This window comes from Streptomyces sp. NPDC019531 (genome assembly GCF_044903305.1).
GTDB lineage: Bacteria > Actinomycetota > Actinomycetes > Streptomycetales > Streptomycetaceae > Streptomyces.
In genome coordinates this window covers 71,195-89,038 of sequence record NZ_JBJDQL010000009.1, presented here as the reverse complement: position 1 = coordinate 89,038, position 17,844 = coordinate 71,195, and the positions used below count along the sequence as shown (strand labels likewise).

The following is a 17,844-nucleotide window of genomic DNA, read 5'->3' as shown; positions in this document are numbered from 1 at the left end:
GACGGGTCACCGACGCGTTCGCACAGTTCCCGGACGACCTCGTCCAGACAGAGCGCGACCTTGGGCATGCCCGCCTGCGCGGGTCGGTGAACTCGGCCGACGTGGTCGCCGAGGTGGCTCACGGCAGGCCCAGCCGTTCGGCCACCAGTCCACCGGCGAGGCCTGTTGGCCGGCCACGACCACATCCGGGGCGAAGTCCTCGATCACCGCCCGCACTCCGGGCGCCATCGCGTCGGCCGGCGGCCCCGGTGGTGGTGGTCGAGGTCTCCGACGGCAGCGGCACCTCGCCCAGGCTGCGCCGCGCCCTGCACCGAGGACGAGGGCGGCCGCGGCCTCTTCCTCGTCGCCCAGCTCGCCGAGCGCCGGGGCACCCGCCACACCGCCGAGGGAAAGACCATCTGGACCGAACTACCGCTGCCCTGAAGGACATCGCGGGACCCGCCTCGCCCGGTCACCGGCAGCCGCCGTACGGAAGCCGACGCGCCTCACCACCCCGTGAGCAGCAGATGGTTGACGAGCAGCGCGAGCGAGGCCTGCGCGACCAGCCACCCCCGCGCCCGGCCCAGCAACGCACAGACAGGCAACAACCACACCCCGAACGGCAACCAGATCCGCTCGGTCTCGGCCTTGCTCATCCCGGACAGGTCGGCGATGAGCAGCGCCAGCAGGGCGGCAAGCACCAGCACCCCGAAGGCGCGCGACGAACTGTGCGACCAGCCCCCGCGCAGGCGCACTCGGCCGATGACCCGTCGCATCCCCGCCACAGTCGCCGGCCCCACGATGAAAACCGCGCACGCCAGATTCGCCCACACCCAGTACCAGTACGGCCGCACCCCACCGGCCCCCTGGTAGTACCGCGTCACGAGCAACCGATACGCCTCCCACCAGTCGAACCCCAGCGAGGTGAACACGACCGGCACGACCACGAACCCGGCCGCCACGAAGATCAGCGGCCGCCGGGATCCCAGCATCAGCACCGCCCCCGCGACGACGACCATGAGCGTCAGGCCGTACGACAGATAGACGGTCACCCCGAACAGCAGGCCCGAGCAGAAGCCGTTCAGCCCCGGCCGGACCCCCCGTACGGCAAGTGCCAGCAGCGCGACGGCCCACGCCGCGACCGCCGCGAAGTACCCGTCCGCGGAGGTCCCCACCCACACCGCGCCCGGTGCCAGTACCAGGAAGGGCGCGGCCCGGCGGGCGAGTGACTCGTCGGCGAGGGTCCGTACGGCGATGAGGACCGCGACCGCCGCCGTCGTACCGACGGTGATGCACCAGACCCCCGCCCAGCCCCCGCCTCCCAGCCCGACCCGGTCCAGCAGCACGAACGTGAGCGTCGCGCCCGGAGGATGCCCGGCGACATGCGCGGGCCAGTTGTCCGGGGAGTCGATCAGGATGTGCCCGGTGAAGCCGCGCAGGGCCGCCGGGATGTCGTGGAAGCGGTCGACGACCGTCAGGTACTCGTTCCTGGTGGTCAGCTGCTCGGCGACGCCCCGGCGCCAGCCGTCGACGAGGGCCAGGGACCAGGTCCAGGCCATCCCCGCGCCCCACACGGCGAGCAGCAGCGGGCGCCAGGGCAGCCGGGCGGCGAGCGAGGGGCCGTACACCACCGCGGCGGCCGCGACGACGACCGCGGCCGGGGTGCCGGGACCGACGTGCGGATCCCAACTCGCCAGCAGCGGCGGCCAGTCGACGCGCAGCGAGCCGTCCCGGTGCTGGATCGTCCTGCCGACCAGTACGGCGGTCACCACGAGGAGCGCGGCGCACACGGCCGCGTACAGATCACGAAGGAGGTCCCGGTTCACGCCGAAGACGCTAGGCCGCGCGACCCCCTCCGGACGGCTGACATGCGACGACGTCAGAGTTTCGTCATGGTTCGCGGACCCGTTTCCGGGGCGGCGCAGGCCTACGGTCGGGGCATGGCACGGTCTCCCTTCTCCCCCTCCTTCTGGCGCAGCCCGCTGCGCGGTCCCTGGCTCACCTCGGTCCTCGGGGTCGTGCTCCTCGGCGGGATCACGGTCCTGTTCGTGACGGGGCTGCTGTCCTACGCCGCCTACAACCCGGACCTCGCACGGGTGAACGACAAGACCCCGGACAAGGGGCTCCTCGGCTTCTACCTCTTCTCCTGGCCGACCGACCCGCACTGGCTGTACCGGCTCACCCAGGGCGTCCACGTCACCCTCGGGATCACCCTGATCCCCGTCCTGCTGGCCAAGCTGTGGTCGGTCGTGCCCAGGCTGTTCACCCTGCCGCCGGCCCGCTCGCTCGCGCACGCCCTGGAGCGGATCTCGCTGCTGCTCCTGGTAGGCGGCGCGCTCTTCGAGTTCGTGACCGGGGTCCTCAACGTCCAGCTGGACTACGTCTTTCCGGGCTCCTTCTACCCGCTGCACTTCTACGGAGCATGGGTGTTCTTCAGCGCGTTCGTCGCGCACGCCGTGCTGAAGATGCCGCTCGCGCTGCGCAATCTCCGCCAACTCCGGGAAGAGAAAACCGAGTTGGTGTCACCGGACCCGGCCGAGCCGACCGTGTCCCGGCGGGGCGCCCTCTGGCTCGTCGGGAGCGGCTCGCTGCTGCTGTTCCTCACCACGGTCGGGCAGAACTTCGACGGCGTGCTCCGCAGGACCGCCCTGCTCGCCCCGCACGGTGGCGCTGAACCGACTTCCGGGCCGGGCGGCTTCCAGATCAACAAGACCGCCGCCTACGCGGGCATCGATCCTGCCGAGACGAATGCGGAAGCCTGGCGGCTCGTCGTCGTGGGCCGCGAGGGCCGCACCGTCCGCCTCAGCCGCCCGCAGCTCCTCCAACTCCCGCTGCACAGCTCGGCGTTGCCCATCGCCTGCGTCGAGGGCTGGTCCACCTCCGACCAGTGGTGGCGCGGGGTGCGGCTGCGGGACCTAGCGGCGCTCGTGGGCTACGAGGACGATCCGCCGGACGTCTTCGTGGAGTCGCTGCAACGACACGGCGCCTTCCGGCGGGCCGCCCTGCGCGCCAACCAGGTCGCCGACCCGCGCTCCCTGCTCGCCCTGTCCGTCAACGGCGAGGACCTGACCCCCGACCACGGCCACCCGGCCCGGATCATCGTGCCCGCGGCACCCGGTGTGCTCAACACCAAGTGGGTGGCCCGGCTGACCTTCGGAGACCTGTGATGCGCGTTCCTCTCGGGAGCCCTCTCCAACTCCTGCTGCTCATCTGCTCGTTCGCGCTCGCCGGGTACGCGGGTGTACGGCTGCTGGCCGACGACTGGTTCGGCGTCGCGCTGTGGTTCGTGGGGGCCGCCGTCCTGCACGACCTGGTGCTGCTGCCGCTGTACGCGGCGGCGGACCGTGCCCTGGTGAAGACGGCGGGCCGGCACGTTCTGTACGTCCGGGTCCCCGCCGCCCTCTCCCTGCTGCTCCTGCTCGTGTGGTTCCCGCTGATCAGCGGGCGGGTGACGGACCGCTACGCCGTGGCGACCGGCCTGTCCGCGGACGGTTTCCTGACCCGCTGGTTGCTGGTGACGGCGGTGCTCTTCGGCGGTTCAGCGGTGGTGTTCGTCGTACGACGGCGAAGGGCGGCGGTCGTCGGGCGGCGCAGGGCGACGAAGGAACGGCCGCCCGCCGTCCACTGACCGACCGCCCGCCAGCCCGCGCGCTCCGCGTGCCGCAGCAGGGCCGGGGTGCCGAGCCGGGCCCACGGGAATGGCCTGCCGGTGGCTCCCCGGGCGTCCGTGACATGCACCAGGACCCGCTCGTCGAGGTCGGGTCCGGTGACCGTCTCCGCGATCAACAGACCACCGGGGGCGAGGAGTTCGGCCATCCGGTCGAGCAGGGCGTGCGGGTCGCCACCGATGCCCACATTGCCGTCGATCAGCAGCGCGGTGCCCCAGCGGCCCTCACCGGGCAGCGGCTCGAACACGGACCGCCGCAGGGCCGGTCCGCCGAGCGCGACGGTCCGGGCGACCGCCGCCTCGCTCACGTCGATGCCCAGCACCTTCGTTCCGCGCGCGCCGAGCGCCGCGACGAGCCGCCCCGGCCCGCACCCCACGTCCAGCACGGCACCCTCACAGCGCCGCAGCACCTCCAGATCCGCGGCGTCCGCCGCCGCGCACCAGCGTTCCAGTTCGAGCAGGAGCAGCCAGCCGTCGGCGCGGCGCAGGAACAGAGGGCCCTGGCCGGTGCGGAGGGCGTGGGCGTAGGGGTCGGCGGACCATGTGTCGTCGTCGGCCGACCAGGTGTGGTCGGCGGTACCGTCGGCACCCCGCTGCCGCCCCACCCCCGTTGTGACCCCCCTCACCGGCCCACCACCTGAAGCCGCCCCCACTCCGCCGCGAACCGCCCGCCCGGCGCCGCCTTCGCGACCAGTGCCGCGTCGTACGCCGTGTCCACGTCCCGCAGGGCGGGCAGGTCCCGCACCCGCAGCCCGGCCAGACGGGCCCGCTGGGCCGCTCCCGTGCGGGGTGTCGACATCGGTACCCCGCGCAGCAGCGAGGGGTCCGGTGCCGCCAGGCCGAGGGCCCAGAAGCCGCCGTCCTCGGCCTCACCGAAGTACGCGTCGCAGTCGGCGAAGTCCACCGTGAGCAGCTCCGGAGTCACCTGAGGGGTGTCCATGCCGATCAGCAGGGCCGGGCCGTCGCAGCCCGTGAAGGCCGCGGCCAGCCGTTCGTCGAGGCCGCCCGGGGACTGTCGTACGACCTCGAAACCCGGCGGCAGCCAAGGCCCCGGAGAGCCTTCCAGGACCAGCACCCGGCGCTCGGCGGGTGTGCGGGCCACCGTGTCTAGGGTGTCCGCGAGGGCCGCCTCGGCCAGCGCGGCCGCCTCCTCGGGGGTGAAGGGAGGGGTCAGCCGGGTCTTCACCCGTCCCGGCCGCGGCTCCTTGGCGATGACGAGCAGCGTGGTCACGCGTGCGCTCCCTTCTCGTTCAGGACCTGGCTCATGTCCCGCACCGCCTGCCAGGTGCCGCGCCAGGTGCCGGTGACCTTGGAGGCGCCGGTGCGCGGGTGGTACGGCACGTCGTGCTCGGCGATCCGCCAGCCCGCGTCGGCCGCCCGCACCACCATCTGCAGGGGGTAGCCGCTGCGCCGGTCCGTCAGGCCGAGGGCCAGCAGCGGCTCGCGGCGGGCGGCGCGCAGCGGGCCCAGGTCGTGCAGGCGCAGACCGGTGCGGCGGCGCAGCAGCCGGGCGAGGGCGAGGTTGCCCGCCCGGGCGTGCGGCGGCCAGGCGCCACGCGCCTGCGGGCGGCGGCGGCCTAGCACCAGGTCCGCCTCGCCGCTCAGGACCTCGTGCACGAACGGCACCAGGTCCGCCGGATCCAGTGAGGCGTCGCAGTCGCAGAAGCACACGATGTCGGCCGTGGCCGCGGTCAGCCCCGCGTGGCAGGCGGCGCCGAAACCGCGCCGCTCCTCGCGGACCACGGTCGCGCCGAGGGCGTGGGCGATACGGGCCGAGCCGTCCGAGGAGCCGTTGTCCACGACGAGCGCGCGCCAGCCGGGCGGGATGCGTTCCAGCACCCAGGGCAGGGCTTCGGCCTCGTCGAGACAGGGGAGCACGACGTCCACGGACGCCGCCGGTTCGATTGGGGAAGGGGTCGTCACAGCTTTCACCCTACGAGCGCAAAAGGGGCATAGTGGACTAGGGCTCCTTACGAAACAAGGACGTCGGGGGCCGAGGACGGCACAGTCGCACGCGTGGTGCGAGGCTGGCGGCATGGAGCAGCAGCAGTACGCACAGACCCGGCCCCGGGTACTCGTCGTCGACGACGATCCCACCGTCGCCGAGGTAGTCTCGGGGTACCTCGACCGGGCCGGATACGCCGTGGACCGGGCCGGCGACGGCCCCGACGCCCTCGCCCGCGCCGCCGCGCACCGCCCGGACCTCGTCGTCCTGGACCTGATGCTGCCGGGCATGGACGGACTTGAGGTGTGCCGCCGGATGCGGGGGAACGGGCCCGTCCCGGTCATCATGCTCACCGCCCGCGGTGACGAGGACGACCGGATCCTGGGCCTTGAGGTCGGCGCCGACGACTACGTCACCAAGCCGTTCAGCCCCCGCGAACTGGTCCTGCGCGTCGAGTCCGTGCTGCGCCGCACCCGGCCTTCCCAGCCCTCCGGCCACCTGAGCGCCGCCGGTCTCGCGGTGGACCAGAGAGCCCGCCGCGCCCTCAAGGAGGGTGTCGAACTCGCCCTCACCATCCGGGAGTTCGACCTTCTCTCCTTCTTCCTGCGGCACCCCGGCCGGGTGTTCAGCCGTGAGGACCTGATGCGCGAGGTGTGGGGCTGGGACTTCGGCGACCTGTCCACCGTCACCGTCCATGTGCGCCGGCTGCGGGGGAAGGTCGAGGACGACCCGGCACGGCCGCGGCTGATCCAGACCGTGTGGGGCGTCGGCTACCGCTTCGACGGCCCGGAAGCGGAGGTCCGACCGTGAGCGACACCTTCCTCATCGCCCTCTACGCCTTCCTCGGGGCCGTCGCGGCCGGTCTCCTCGGCGCCTTCGTGCTGCTGCTGATCCGGCGCCGCTCGCTCGCCCTGCACCTCACCGTCATCGCCGCCGTCGCCGTCACCGCGATGCTCGCCGGCACCCTCGCGGTCGCCCAGGCCATGTTCCTGTCCGGGCACGACCTGAGCGTGGTCACCACGGTCGTCTTCATGGCCGCCGTCGTCTCCCTGGTCACCGCCCTGCTGCTGGGGCGCTGGGTCGTCGCCCGGGGCCGCGAACTCGCCCGGGCCGCCCGTTCGTTCGGTGACGGCGGCGACTTCACCGCGCCCGTCGGCCCGGCCACCGCCGAACTGGAGGCGCTCAGCCGTGAGTTGGCCGCCACCAGCGCCCGGCTGGCCGAATCCCGGGACCGGGAGCGGGCGTTGGAGACCTCGCGGCGCGAACTCGTCGCCTGGATCTCCCACGACCTGCGCACCCCGCTCGCCGGTCTGCGCGCCATGTCCGAGGCCCTGGAGGACGGTGTCGCCGCCGACCCCGCCCGCTATCTCCGCCAGATCCGCACCGAGGTCGAACGCCTCAACGACATGGTCGGCGACCTCTTCGAACTCTCCCGCATCCACGCCGGGACACTGGCGCTGAGCCCCAGCAGGATCTCCCTGTACGACCTGGTCTCGGACGCGCTCGCGGGCGTGGACCCACTGGCGCGCGAGCACGGCGTACGGCTGGTCGGCGACCGGGTGGCGGCCGTACCCGTCGAGGTGGACGGCAAGGAGATGAGCCGGGTGCTGGGCAATCTGCTCGTCAACGCCATCCGCCGCACACCCGCCGACGGCACCGTCGCGATCGCCGCCGAGCACCGCGCCGAGGGGGTCGTCCTGTCCGTCACGGACGGCTGCGGGGGCATCCCCGAGGAGGACCTGCCCCGGGTCTTCGACACCGGCTGGCGCGGCACCCACGCCCGGACCCCGCCCGCCGGAGCGGGCCTCGGCCTCGCCATCGTCCGCGGCATCGTGGAGGCCCACGAGGGCCGGGCCACCGTATGCAACGTCCCCGGCGGCTGCCGCTTCGAGGTGCTGCTGCCCGCAACGGCTTCCTGAGCCGGACAAGGGGTCCCTTCCTGGCGCAGGCCGCCTGCATCCACTCAGGGGCGCGGGGCTGTGTCGTATATGCGGCTGCCGCCGCGGGGGCGCGACCAGCCACATTGCTGCCGCAGCCGCCTCGCGGGCCGGAGGTGTCGCTGTCCGTGGCGCCTCCTCGGCCGGGAGGTGTCACCTCCTGGCCTCCTGGCCGCTCCGCGAGTCAAGGGTGGTGCCGCCCGCGGCCGCTTTCTTTCGCGGGCGGCACCACCGGTCCACCGCGGGCTACGCGCCCCGCATGCCCGCGCCCGCGAACTCCCGCATTCCCTCGGCGAATCCGACCTCGGCCTTCCACCCCAGCTCCGCCCGCAGCCGCGCCGAGTCCGCCGTGATGTGCCGTACGTCCCCGAGACGGTACTCCCCCGTGACCACCGGCGAGGGGCCACCGTAGGCATCCGCCAGCGCCTGGGCCATCTCGCCGACCGTGTGCGGCTCGCCGCTTCCGGTGTTGTACGACGTGAGGGCACCCGGACACGAACCCGCCTCCAGCGCCGCCACGTTGGCCGCGGCCACATCCCGTACGTGCACGAAGTCCCGGCGCTGGCACCCGTCCTCGAAGACCCGGGGTGCCGCACCGCGGGCGAGCGCCGAGCGGAAGAAGGAGGCGACACCGGCGTACGGGGTGTCGCGGGGCATCCCGGGGCCGTACACGTTGTGGTAGCGCAGCGCCACCGCAGAGCCGCCCGTGGCCCGCGCCCAGGACGCCGCCAGATGCTCCTGGGCGAGCTTGGTCGTGGCGTACACGTTCCGCGGATCGACCGGGGCGTCCTCACCGACCAGGCCGGGGGAGAGATCCGCGCCGCACTCCGGGCAGGGTGGCTCGAAGCGCCCCGCCTCCAGGTCGGCGACGGCTCGCGGACCCGGCCGTACGGTGCCGTGCCGGGCGCAGGTGTAGCGGCCCTCGCCGTACACCACCATCGACCCGGCGAGCACCAGCCGCCGTACCCCCGCCTCGGCCAGCGCGGCGAGCAGCACCGCCGTACCGACATCGTTGTGGGAGACGTACTCCGGGGCGTCGGCGAAGTGCACGCCCAGGCCGACCATCGCCGCCTGGTGGCACACCGCGTCCACGCCGACCAGGGCACGCCGGACGGCTGCGGAGTCCCGTACGTCGGACGCCGGGTCGGTGCGGACGTCGTACACGACGGGCTCGTGGCCGTGCGCCGTGAGCGCCTCGACGATCTGGGACCCGATGAAACCGGCGCCGCCGGTGACCAGTACACGCATGCGCCCAAGCTAGGGCCGTGACCAGCCGGGAGGACCGCTCCGCGCCGTCACGTCACGGCTTTGTAAGACCCTTGGCCCCGGCAGGGCTCACGGTTTCGTGAGACCCAACGGGAACGACACCGTGAACTCCGTCGAACCGGGCCGGCTGGTCAGCTCGATCGTGCCGCCGTGCGCCCGAACCAGTGAGACGGCCACCGCGAGGCCCAGCCCGCTGCCGCCCCGGTCCCGGCTGCGGGCCTTGTCGACACGGTAGAAGCGGTCGAAGACCCGCTCCTGGTCGGCGGCCGGAATGCCGGGGCCCGCGTCCGCGATCCGCACCCGGGCGTGGCCGTCCCGCACCCGTACCCCGACCGACACCGCCGTGCCCGCCGGGGTGTGCATGGCCGCGTTGGCCAGGAGGTTGTCGAGGACCTGCCGCACGCGCTGCGGGTCGAGCCGAAGCTTCAGCGCCTTGGGGCCCGGCGTCACCGTCAACGGATGGTCCGGGTGGCTCGCCCGGAACGCGTCGGCCGTTTGCTCCAACAGCTCCACCAGGTCCACCTCGACGGGCCTGAGCGGGGTCTCGACCTCCGCCGCGTCCAGACGGGCGAGCAGCAGCAGGTCGTCCAGGAGGAAGCCCATGCGGGCGGCCTCGGCGCGCAGCCGGGCCAGGTGCTTGTCGCGCTCCTCGGGGGCGTTCGCGGCGGCGTACTGGAAGAGGTCCGCATAGCCCCGTACGGACATCAAAGGCGTGCGCAGCTCGTGCGAGGCGTCCGCGACGAACCGGCGCAGTCGCTGCTCGGCCTCCGCGCGGACCGCGAGCGAGTCGTCGATGTGCTCCAGCATGGTGTTGAACGCGGTCCGCAGCTCCTCGACCTCCGGACCGCCGCCCCGCTTGTCGGCGCGCAGCGGCAGCCGGGCCGCCGTCTCGGTGAGGTCATGGGAGGCGATGCCGTGCGCGGTGTGCGCCATGTCGCTCAGCGGCTGCAGCCCGCGCCGCAGCAGCTTCCGCCCGATCACCACGAGCACCAGCAGGGCAAGCCCGAACGCGACGACCTGGACCGTGATCAGCCGCCGTACGGTCGCGTCGATGTCGTCCATCGGGGCCGCGCTGACCAGGACCACCCCGGGCTCGACCTCGCAGGCCCGCAGCCGGTACTCGCCCTGGCCTTGGAGGTGCCCGGTGGCCAGCACCTCGGTGTTCGCGGCGGCCTGCGCCTTCGCGACGGAGGTGAACTCGTCGACGTCCTTCGGCAGGTCGGTGGGGTCCTCGGGCTTGCGCAGCTCGGGGGTGCCGTCCTTGATGTCGTACACCGCGTAGTACCAGCGGTAGTACTTCTTGCCGGCCAGGGTCCCGGAGTCCGCGATGCTCTTGGACTGTCCGACCTGGGCCAGCGACAGCTGCTCGTTCAGCTGAGCCGACAGGTAGTCGCGCATATACGTCGTCAGGGCCGTGCCCACGACGCCGAACACCAGCAGGGCCAGCGCACCGAGCCCCAGCGCCAGCCGGGTTCCCAAGCGCATCCGCCGGTACCCGGAGTGCATCCGCCGGATCATCCGGCCGCCTGCCGGATCACGTACCCGAAGCCCCGCACGGTGTGGATCAGCGGATCGCCGGTGTCGTCCAGCTTGCGGCGCAGTCGGCTGACGACCAGTTCGACGACGTTGGACCGCCCGCCGAAGCCGTACTCCCACACATGGTCGAGGATCTGCGCCTTGGTGAGCACGGTCGGCGACTTGCGCATCAGGTACCTGAGCACCTCGTACTCGGTCGGGGTGAGCGTGAGCAGCTTGTCGCCGCGACGCACCTCGCGGGTGTCCTCGTCCATCGTGAGGTCCGCGACGCTGAGCACCGAGCGCTGGAAGCCGGGCCCGGCGCTGCGCCGCAGCACGGTCCTCAGCCTGGCCATCAGCTCCTCCACCGCGAACGGCTTGACCAGGTAGTCGTCGCCGCCCCGGGTCAGCCCGGCCACCCGGTCGGCGACCGCGTCCCGCGCGGTGAGGAACACCACGGGCACCATCGTCCCCGAGCGCCGCAGCCGGTCCAGGACACCGAACCCGTCGATGTCGGGCAGCATGAGATCGAGCACCACGATGTCGGGACGGAACTCGGCGGCGCGGCTCAGCGCCTCCTCGCCCGAGTTCGCGGTGACCGCCTCCCAGCCCTCGTAGCGGGCGACCGTCGCCACGAGATCGGCGATCGGCGGGTCGTCGTCCACGACGAGGAGTCGAACTTTTTCCACCTGCTCATAGTGCTTCACAGCGGCCGGAAAGCCAGAGCGGGGTGGGCTCGGAGAACATATCGATAACCTCTTGAAAGTTGTACGACAGCTGATCGACAGCTCCCGCCGGAGAAGCTCGTCACCCAGGCCCCGATCAAGGAGCTCCCTCCCGTGACGACCGTCCAATCGCCCCCTGCGCCCCCCACGGCGATAAAACGCCCCAGGGTGGTGGCCCGCACCGGGCTCTACGCCGTGCTGGCCGCCAACGCGGCCGTGGTCGCCTTCTTCTTCGCCCAGGCGGGCTTCGCCTCCAACGCGCTCATCGTGCTCGGCCGCCTCACCGGCCTGTACGCCGCGCTCGTGATGGCCTTCCAGCTCGTCCTGGTGGCCCGGCTGCCCTGGCTCGACCGCCGCATCGGCATGGACCGGCTGACCTCCTGGCACCGCTGGACCGGCTTCACCCTCCTGTGGACGCTGCTCGGACACGTCGTCTTCATCGCCTTCGGCTACGCCGAGGGCACCGACGTGGGCCCGATCGGCGAGATCGTCGACCTCGCCGAGACCACCGAGGGAGTGCTGCGCGCGGTCGTCGCGTTCTGCCTGATCCTCGTGGTCGGCGCGGTCTCCGCCCGCTACGCCCGGCGCCGCCTGGCCTACGAGACCTGGCACTTCATCCACCTGTACACATACGTCGCCGTGGTGCTGGCCTTCACCCACCAGGTCGCCGTCGGCACCACCTTCGCCTCCTCGTCCGTCGCCACCGCCTACTGGTACGGCCTCTGGGGCGTCGCCCTCGGCTCGGTCGTCCTGGGCCGCGCGGTGCTCCCGCTGTGGCGGAACTGGCGCCACCAGTTCCGGGTCACCGCCGTCGTCCCCGAGAGCGACAACGTCGTCTCGATCTACATCAGCGGCAAGGACCTCGACCAACTCCCCGCCCGTGCCGGACAGTTCTTCCTGTGGCGCTTCCTGACCGCCGACCGCTGGTGGCAGGCCAACCCCTTCTCGCTCTCCGCCGCCCCCGACGGCAAGACCCTGCGTCTGACCGCCAAGGCGGCCGGCGAGGGCAGCGCCGCCCTCCGGCATGTGAAGGTCGGCACCCGCGTCTTCGCCGAGGGCCCCTACGGCGCCTTCACCGCCCTGCACCGCACCCGGCCCGAGTCCGTGCTCATCGCCGGCGGTGTCGGCGTCACCCCCATCCGGGCCCTCCTGGAGGAGGTGCAGGGCCACGCGGTCGTCATCTACCGGGTCGGCTCCGACCGTGACGCCGTCCTCTACGACGAGCTGCGCGACCTCGCGATGGCCAAGGGCGCCGAACTCCACCTGGTCACCGGCCCGCCGGTGCCCGACAAGCTGGCGGCGGGCGAGCTGGCCCGCCTCGTGCCCGACATCGCCGAGCGGGACGTCTTCCTGTGCGGACCGCCGCCGATGATGAACGCGGTCCTGGGCAGCCTCCGCGAGCTGGACGTGCCCAAGCCGCAGATCCACTTCGAGCGCTTCAGCCTGGCGGGATGAGGAACAGACCGTGAAACGAGCCATACCCGTCGTCGTCCTGAGCATCGCGGGCCTGGTGCCCGTGTGGCTCTACCAGCCGTCGGCTGCCACCTCCACCGTCCAGGCCACCACACCGGCGACCTCTTCGACGTCGTCGTCCTCCTCGTCCTCGGAGTCCTCCGGTTCGAACGTCGTCACGAGCTCGACGATCAACACGGAGAAGGGCCCGGTACAGCTCCAGGTGACCTTCGACGGTACGAAGATCACGGCTGTGAAGATGCTCCAGCAGCCGGACCACCCGCAGACCACCGCGGCCGTCCCGAAGCTGATCGCGGAGACGCTTGAGGCGCAGAGCGCGGACATCGACACCGTCTCCGGAGCGACGATCACCAGCGAGGCCTACAAGAAGTCCCTCCAGGCCACGATCGACGACAACGCGAAGACGGCGTCGGAGGCCTCGGCCTCCCCGTCCGCCTCGGCCACAGAGGAGTCGTCCAAGACCGTGGACGGCACCGCGGTCAACACGGAGAAGGGCACCGTCCAGGTCCAGGTGACCTTCGCGGGCGATGAGATCAGCGCCGTCACCATGCTCCAGCAGCCGAACCACCCGCAGACCACCGCGGCTGTGCCGAAGCTGATCGCGGAGACGCTTCAGGCGCAGAGCGCGGACATCGACACGGTGTCCGGTGCGACCATCACCAGTGACGGCTACAAGGAGTCCCTCCAGGCCGCGATCGACGCGAAGGGCTGATCCACTGATGCACCGCGTCGAACACGTCATGGGCTTCCCCGTCTCGCTGCGGGTCGACGACGAGGGCGTCCCCGAGTCGGCGGCTGACGCGGTCTTCGCGTGGCTGCGCGAGGCCGACGCCAGGTTCAGCCCGTTCAAGGAGGACAGCGAGGTGTCGCGCTACGACCGCGGTGAGCTGTCGGCCTTGAGTACGGACCTCACCGAGATCCTCGACCTGTGCGAGTACTACCGGAAGGCCACCGGAGGCGCCTTCGACGTACGGCTGCCAGGTCGCCGTCTCGACCCCTGCGCGGTGGTCAAGGGCTGGTCGGTGCAGCGCGCTGCGGGGCTGTTGGCCGCGGCGGGCGCGACGCGGTTCGTCCTCAACGCCGGCGGTGACGTGGTCGCCGCGGGCGGCCCCTGGCGCGTGGGCGTACGGCATCCCGAACACGCCGACAAGCTGTGCACGGTGCTCTCGCTCACGGACGGGGCGGTGGCGACCTCCGCGCGTTATGAGCGGGGCGACCACATCGTCGACGGCCGGACCGGGCGGGCGGCAACGGGTTTGCTCAGCCTGACGGTTGTGGCGGCGACGCTGACCGAGGCCGACTCGGTCGCCACGGCCGCCTTCGCCATGGGCGCCGAGGGCGTCGACTGGGCGGCCTCCCTGGACGGCTGCGAGGTCTTCGCGGTGGACGCCGGGCGCCGGGTGCTGCGTACGCCTGGCTTCCCGGCCGCCGAAGGACGTCCCACTGCGGCGTGATCGTACGCGAACGAGGGCGGGCCGCCGGGGTGTTCACCGGCGGCCCGCCCTCTGTGTGTCTGCGTGTTCGTCAGCTGACGTCGGAGGCGTCAAGGCGGTACAGACCGCTGTAGGCGGAGACCGCCGTGCCGTTCTTCTTGACCCAGGTGGAGATCTCGGAGTTCGAGGAGCCCTGGCCGGAGTCGCTGATGACGATGTAGTGCAGCTTGCCGGACTTCACGAGGCTCTTGAGCTTGGCGAGGGTCATGGCGTTGTCGGAGCCGGACCAGCCGCCCATGGAGATCACCGGCTGACCGGACTCCAGGATGATCGAGGAGGCGGTCTGGTCGGTGGCGACCGCGACCAGCCAGGTGGCGCCGTCCTGGTTCTTCTTCAGGTACGAGATCATCGCGGAGGAGACCTGGCTTTCGCCGCCCATGCCGCCACCACTCGTCCTGGACTCCGACTCGCTCGTCGAGGAACCGGTGGAGGAACCGCTGCCGGACGGGGCGCTGCCCGACGGGGGCTGGCCCATGGACTGGCTGCTGGAGCTGCTGGAGTTGGTGGAACCGCTCGTGCTGCCGCCCGGGCCGCCGCTGCCGCTCGGGCGCTGGCCACCGCCGCCGCCCATGCCCCCGCCCATGCCGCCGGTGCTCGGACCGGCCGTCGGGTTGGTGCCGTTGGTGCTGGAGGTGGCCGCCGACGCAGAGTACGCGGCGGGTCCGGCGAGCAGGGCGACGACCGCCGCGAGGGCCGCGAGGCCCGTCAGCCGCTGCCGCTTGGTGAACCGGCCGAGCAGCAGCCCGATCACCGAGACCGCGCCCGCGACCCCGGCCACGACCTCGGCGACCGTGTACAGCGTCCCGGAACCGGAGACCCGCTGGAGCAGGACGACCGCCCACACCGAGCTGACCGCGATCGCCGCCGGCAGGACCCAGCTCCACTTGGCCGCCGAGCCCTCCTGGAAGGCCTTGTAGAGCATCACCGCGCCGATACCGGCCAGGGCCGCGATGCCGGGCGCCATGGCGGTGACGTAGTACGGGTGGAAGGTGCCCTCGGCGAGGGCGAAGGTCAGGTAGTGCAGGACGAACCAGCCGCCCCACATCATCAGCGCCGCCCGCTTGGCGTCCGTGCGGGGAGCCCGGCCGCGCAGCACCAGACCGCCGATCAGGGCGATCAGGGCGAAGGGGATCAGCCAGGAGATCTGGCCGCCCATGATGCTGTTGAACAGCCGGTACAGGCCCGCGTCACCGCCGAAGCTGGCGCCGTTGCCCTGCGAACCCACCGAGGAACTCGCGCCGAAGATCCGGCCGAAGCCGTTGTAGCCGATGACCAGGTCCCACACGGTGTTGTCGGTGGAGCCGCCGATGTAGGGGCGGGAGGAGGCGGGGATGAGGTCGACGACCACCATCCACCAGGCGCTGGAGACGACCAGGGCGACGGTGCCGACGGCGAGGTTGCGGATGCGCTTGCCCAGGCTGAGCTGAGTGGCCCACAGGTAGACGAGGAAGAAGGCCGGCAGGACGACGTATGCCTGCATCATCTTCGTGTTGAACGCGAAACCGATCGCGACGCCGGACCACACCAGTGGCATCAGCCGCCCGGTGCGCACGGCCTTCATCAGCGCGGCCGCGCCCAGCAGCATCAGGAAGACCAGGATCGGGTCGGGGTTGGTGTCCCGGGTGATGGCGACGGTGATCGGCGTGAGGGTGAGCGCGAGTGCCGCGATCGTGCCCGCGACGGCACCGAAGTCCCGCTTGACCATGCGGTACAGCAGGGCCACCGAGCCGGTGCCCACGGCCACCATCGGCAGCATCAACTGCCAGGTGCCGTACCCGAAGACGCGGGCGGAGAGGCCCATCACCCACAGTGCGAACGGCGGTTTGTCGACCGTGATGAAGCTGCCCGAGTCGAGGGCGCCGAAGAAGAACGCCTTCCAGCTCTTGGTGCCGGAGTAGACGGCCGCGTCGTAGAAGGTGTTGCCGGTGATGGACGACAGGTTCCAGGCGTACAGCGCCGTGGCAAGGACCAGGATCGCCCAGAGGGCGGGGCGGGCCCAGCGCGGGTCCTCCGGGGCACCGGTGAACAGTCTGCGCAGCCGGCTGCTCGCGGCGGGCGGCGCGGCCCGGTGCCGGCCGTCCTCGGTGGTCGGCGCGGGCGGTGGGGCGAGGGTCGTCATGGCACGTACTCCAGGTCTCCGAGCGGTGGTTGTCATGACCATCGGGCCCGGTTCTGGGTGATCTCTGTGTCTTCGCTGAACGAACGATGAGAATCAGGGAACTCACAGGAAGCCCATAGCGGGGCTGGATGCGGCACCCAGGAACGACGGTTGGCGCGGCACCGCGACGGTTATATTCCTGGGAACCGAGACGGGCCGCCCGGGGCGGGGGATGCAGTAACGGGGGGAAACATGGGCAGGGCCGCGATCGTGTTCGTCCACGGGCTGTTCTCCTCGTCCGAGACCTGGCGCGACCTCAGAGCGCAGTTATCCGGGACACCCGGAATTGCACAGGATTTCGATTTACTTTCCTTCGACTATGCGTCGCCCCGTACGTCGATGAACCCGCTGCGCAAAATGCCGACTCTCGACACCGTCGCGGAGAGCCTCCGGAGTTATCTCGACGGCCAGCCCGTCTCTCACGAGCGACTGGTGTTCGTCACCCACAGCCAGGGCGGACTCGTGGCCCAGAGATACCTGTCGAGGATGCTTGAGGAAGGACGGGGCTGGGAACTCGCCAGGATCCGGCGGGTGGTCATGTTCGCCTGCCCCAACAACGGTTCGGACCTCTTCCTGTCGCCGCGCCGCAGCCTCATGGGGGTCATGGGCAACAGCCAGGAGCGCGAGCTGCGGCCGCTCCAGGGTTCGGTGCAGGAAGCCCAGCGCAGGGTGATGACGGGCGTCGTGCACGCCCGGCATGTGTCGAGCGACAGTTGCCCGATCCCCTTCGTGTCCTACGCCGGGGAGAGCGACAGGGTGGTCCCGCACTCCTCGGCGGTGAGCGTCTTCCCCGAGGTCGGTGTGCTGCCCGGCGACCATTTCTCCATCATCAAGCCCGGCCCGGACGGGCGGCTCGCACGTGCCCTGCTCGACGATCTGGAGAAGGCCCTGCGGGAGCCCTTTCCCGAGGAGTCCGTCTCGGGTGAGCCCACCAACGCGCAGACGGGAATGCGGGGCGAGGAGTTTCTGGCCGAGCACAAGATGTTCGGGCCGGTCGTCGTGCGGACGGGCTCTTCCGTCACCCCGTTCTTCATTCACGGAGGCCCGCTGGAACAGCTGTCCGGTATAGACATCGTGGTGTCGTCGGAGAACATCTACTTGCAGATGTCCCAGTTCTTCAAATCCTCGACCTCGGGCAGCCTGCGCCGGGCCGCCGCCGTCAAAGGGGCCGGCGGCGAGATCATCGAGGACGTGGCCGGGGACAGCCTCATCGCCTGGCTGCGGACCAACGCCCGCTACGGCCTCCAGGTCCGGGAGGGAACGGTCGCGTCGACCCCCTCGGGCGCGCTCGCCGAGCGCAACGTCCACCGCATCTACCACGCGGCCGTCGTCACCCCCGTGGACGGCACCGGCGAGTACATCGTCAACCCGCACGCCATCACCCGGGCCACGCACAACATCTTCGAGGTGGCCCGCAAGGAGCGCCGCGAGCTGGATCTGCCCCTCAGCTCCATATGCCTGCCCCTGCTCGGGTCCGGTCGTGGCGACATCACGCTCGACAAGAGCTTCGACCTGGTCTGGGAGGCGTTGATGACCGAGCTGGCCGAAGACAGTTCGTGGAGCATCCATTTCGCCGCCCGTAGGAGGAGCAGTTTCGAGCTCCTCAAGAAGCGGCTGCTGGCCAAGAGGGCGGAGAGCGAGGTGGGTTGAGGCCGGTGGTTCGCGCCGCCGCGCCGATTCTCCGGT

Annotated in this window: 15 protein-coding genes and 1 pseudogene; 8 read left to right on the top strand and 8 right to left on the bottom strand. The window is 71.5% G+C overall.

The features are described 5' to 3' along the window. Positions 1 to 251: 251 nt before the first annotated feature. Positions 252 to 423, top strand: a pseudogene (locus tag ACI2L1_RS14030) (ATP-binding protein); the annotation flags it as partial. Between the two features lie 62 nt (positions 424 to 485). Here the strand turns inward: ACI2L1_RS14030 and ACI2L1_RS14025 are convergent. Next, positions 486 to 1,805: a hypothetical protein gene (locus tag ACI2L1_RS14025; RefSeq protein ID WP_404739580.1), complete on the bottom strand. Its 1,320-nt coding sequence runs from the start codon at positions 1,803 to 1,805 to the stop codon at positions 486 to 488. Between the two features lie 114 nt (positions 1,806 to 1,919). On the opposite strand from ACI2L1_RS14025, the gene ACI2L1_RS14020 reads away from it, so the two are divergent. Further along, complete coding sequence (locus ACI2L1_RS14020; RefSeq protein WP_404739579.1) at positions 1,920 to 3,146, top strand: molybdopterin-dependent oxidoreductase; 1,227 nt, start codon at positions 1,920 to 1,922, stop codon at positions 3,144 to 3,146. Positions 3,147 to 3,438: 292 nt separating this feature from the next. Here ACI2L1_RS14020 and ACI2L1_RS14015 read toward each other — a convergent pair whose 3' ends face one another. From ACI2L1_RS14015 to ACI2L1_RS14005, 3 genes are read right to left on the bottom strand one after another with little or no spacing between them, the layout of a single operon-like run. Beyond that, positions 3,439 to 4,272: a class I SAM-dependent methyltransferase gene (locus tag ACI2L1_RS14015; protein ID WP_404739578.1), complete on the bottom strand. Its 834-nt coding sequence runs from the start codon at positions 4,270 to 4,272 to the stop codon at positions 3,439 to 3,441. Beyond that, entirely contained in the window at positions 4,269 to 4,877 is a 609-nt protein-coding gene (locus ACI2L1_RS14010; RefSeq protein ID WP_404739577.1) for a DUF2064 domain-containing protein, read from the bottom strand. The genes ACI2L1_RS14015 and ACI2L1_RS14010 overlap by 4 nt, the downstream gene beginning before the upstream one ends. Continuing rightward, positions 4,874 to 5,578: a glycosyltransferase family 2 protein gene (locus ACI2L1_RS14005; RefSeq protein WP_404739576.1), complete on the bottom strand. Its 705-nt coding sequence runs from the start codon at positions 5,576 to 5,578 to the stop codon at positions 4,874 to 4,876. The genes ACI2L1_RS14010 and ACI2L1_RS14005 overlap by 4 nt, the downstream gene beginning before the upstream one ends. Positions 5,579 to 5,681: 103 nt before the next feature. Between ACI2L1_RS14005 and ACI2L1_RS14000 the strand changes: the two genes are divergently transcribed. Together ACI2L1_RS14000 and ACI2L1_RS13995 are read left to right on the top strand one after the other, a co-directional pair. Then, on the top strand, positions 5,682 to 6,401 hold the full coding sequence (locus tag ACI2L1_RS14000) for a response regulator transcription factor (RefSeq protein ID WP_404739575.1): 720 nt from the start codon (positions 5,682 to 5,684) through the stop codon (positions 6,399 to 6,401). Next, positions 6,398 to 7,510 (top strand): sensor histidine kinase, encoded by a 1,113-nt coding sequence (locus ACI2L1_RS13995; RefSeq protein WP_404739574.1) that lies wholly within the window; start codon positions 6,398 to 6,400, stop codon positions 7,508 to 7,510. Before ACI2L1_RS14000 ends, ACI2L1_RS13995 begins: the two co-directional genes overlap by 4 nt. Positions 7,511 to 7,774: 264 nt before the next feature. Here ACI2L1_RS13995 and ACI2L1_RS13990 read toward each other — a convergent pair whose 3' ends face one another. The 3 genes from ACI2L1_RS13990 to ACI2L1_RS13980 all read right to left on the bottom strand — a co-directional run bounded on the left by ACI2L1_RS13990 (position 7,775) and on the right by ACI2L1_RS13980 (position 10,998). Next, entirely contained in the window at positions 7,775 to 8,776 is a 1,002-nt protein-coding gene (locus ACI2L1_RS13990) for an NAD-dependent epimerase/dehydratase family protein (protein WP_404739573.1), read from the bottom strand. A gap of 87 nt (positions 8,777 to 8,863) precedes the next feature. After that, entirely contained in the window at positions 8,864 to 10,312 is a 1,449-nt protein-coding gene (locus ACI2L1_RS13985) for a sensor histidine kinase (RefSeq protein ID WP_404739572.1), read from the bottom strand. Continuing rightward, positions 10,309 to 10,998, bottom strand: a complete 690-nt coding sequence (locus ACI2L1_RS13980) for a response regulator transcription factor (RefSeq protein WP_404739571.1) — start codon at positions 10,996 to 10,998, stop codon at positions 10,309 to 10,311. The genes ACI2L1_RS13985 and ACI2L1_RS13980 overlap by 4 nt, the downstream gene beginning before the upstream one ends. Before the next feature lie 150 nt (positions 10,999 to 11,148). Between ACI2L1_RS13980 and ACI2L1_RS13975 the strand changes: the two genes are divergently transcribed. From ACI2L1_RS13975 to ACI2L1_RS13965, 3 genes are read left to right on the top strand one after another with little or no spacing between them, the layout of a single operon-like run. After that, positions 11,149 to 12,489, top strand: coding sequence for a ferric reductase-like transmembrane domain-containing protein (locus tag ACI2L1_RS13975; RefSeq protein ID WP_404739570.1), 1,341 nt, complete (start codon positions 11,149 to 11,151; stop codon positions 12,487 to 12,489). A 10-nt stretch (positions 12,490 to 12,499) separates the two neighbouring features. Beyond that, a complete protein-coding gene (locus ACI2L1_RS13970; protein ID WP_404739569.1) occupies positions 12,500 to 13,219 on the top strand; it encodes an FMN-binding protein in 720 nt (239 codons plus the stop codon). 7 nt (positions 13,220 to 13,226) lie between these two features. Then, on the top strand, positions 13,227 to 13,961 hold the full coding sequence (locus ACI2L1_RS13965) for an FAD:protein FMN transferase (RefSeq protein ID WP_404739568.1): 735 nt from the start codon (positions 13,227 to 13,229) through the stop codon (positions 13,959 to 13,961). A 70-nt stretch (positions 13,962 to 14,031) separates the two neighbouring features. Here ACI2L1_RS13965 and ACI2L1_RS13960 read toward each other — a convergent pair whose 3' ends face one another. Beyond that, a complete protein-coding gene (locus ACI2L1_RS13960) occupies positions 14,032 to 16,119 on the bottom strand; it encodes an ArnT family glycosyltransferase (RefSeq protein ID WP_404739567.1) in 2,088 nt (695 codons plus the stop codon). Positions 16,120 to 16,350: 231 nt separating this feature from the next. On the opposite strand from ACI2L1_RS13960, the gene ACI2L1_RS13955 reads away from it, so the two are divergent. After that, positions 16,351 to 17,808 (top strand): alpha/beta fold hydrolase, encoded by a 1,458-nt coding sequence (locus ACI2L1_RS13955; protein ID WP_404739566.1) that lies wholly within the window; start codon positions 16,351 to 16,353, stop codon positions 17,806 to 17,808. Positions 17,809 to 17,844: the final 36 nt, after the last annotated feature.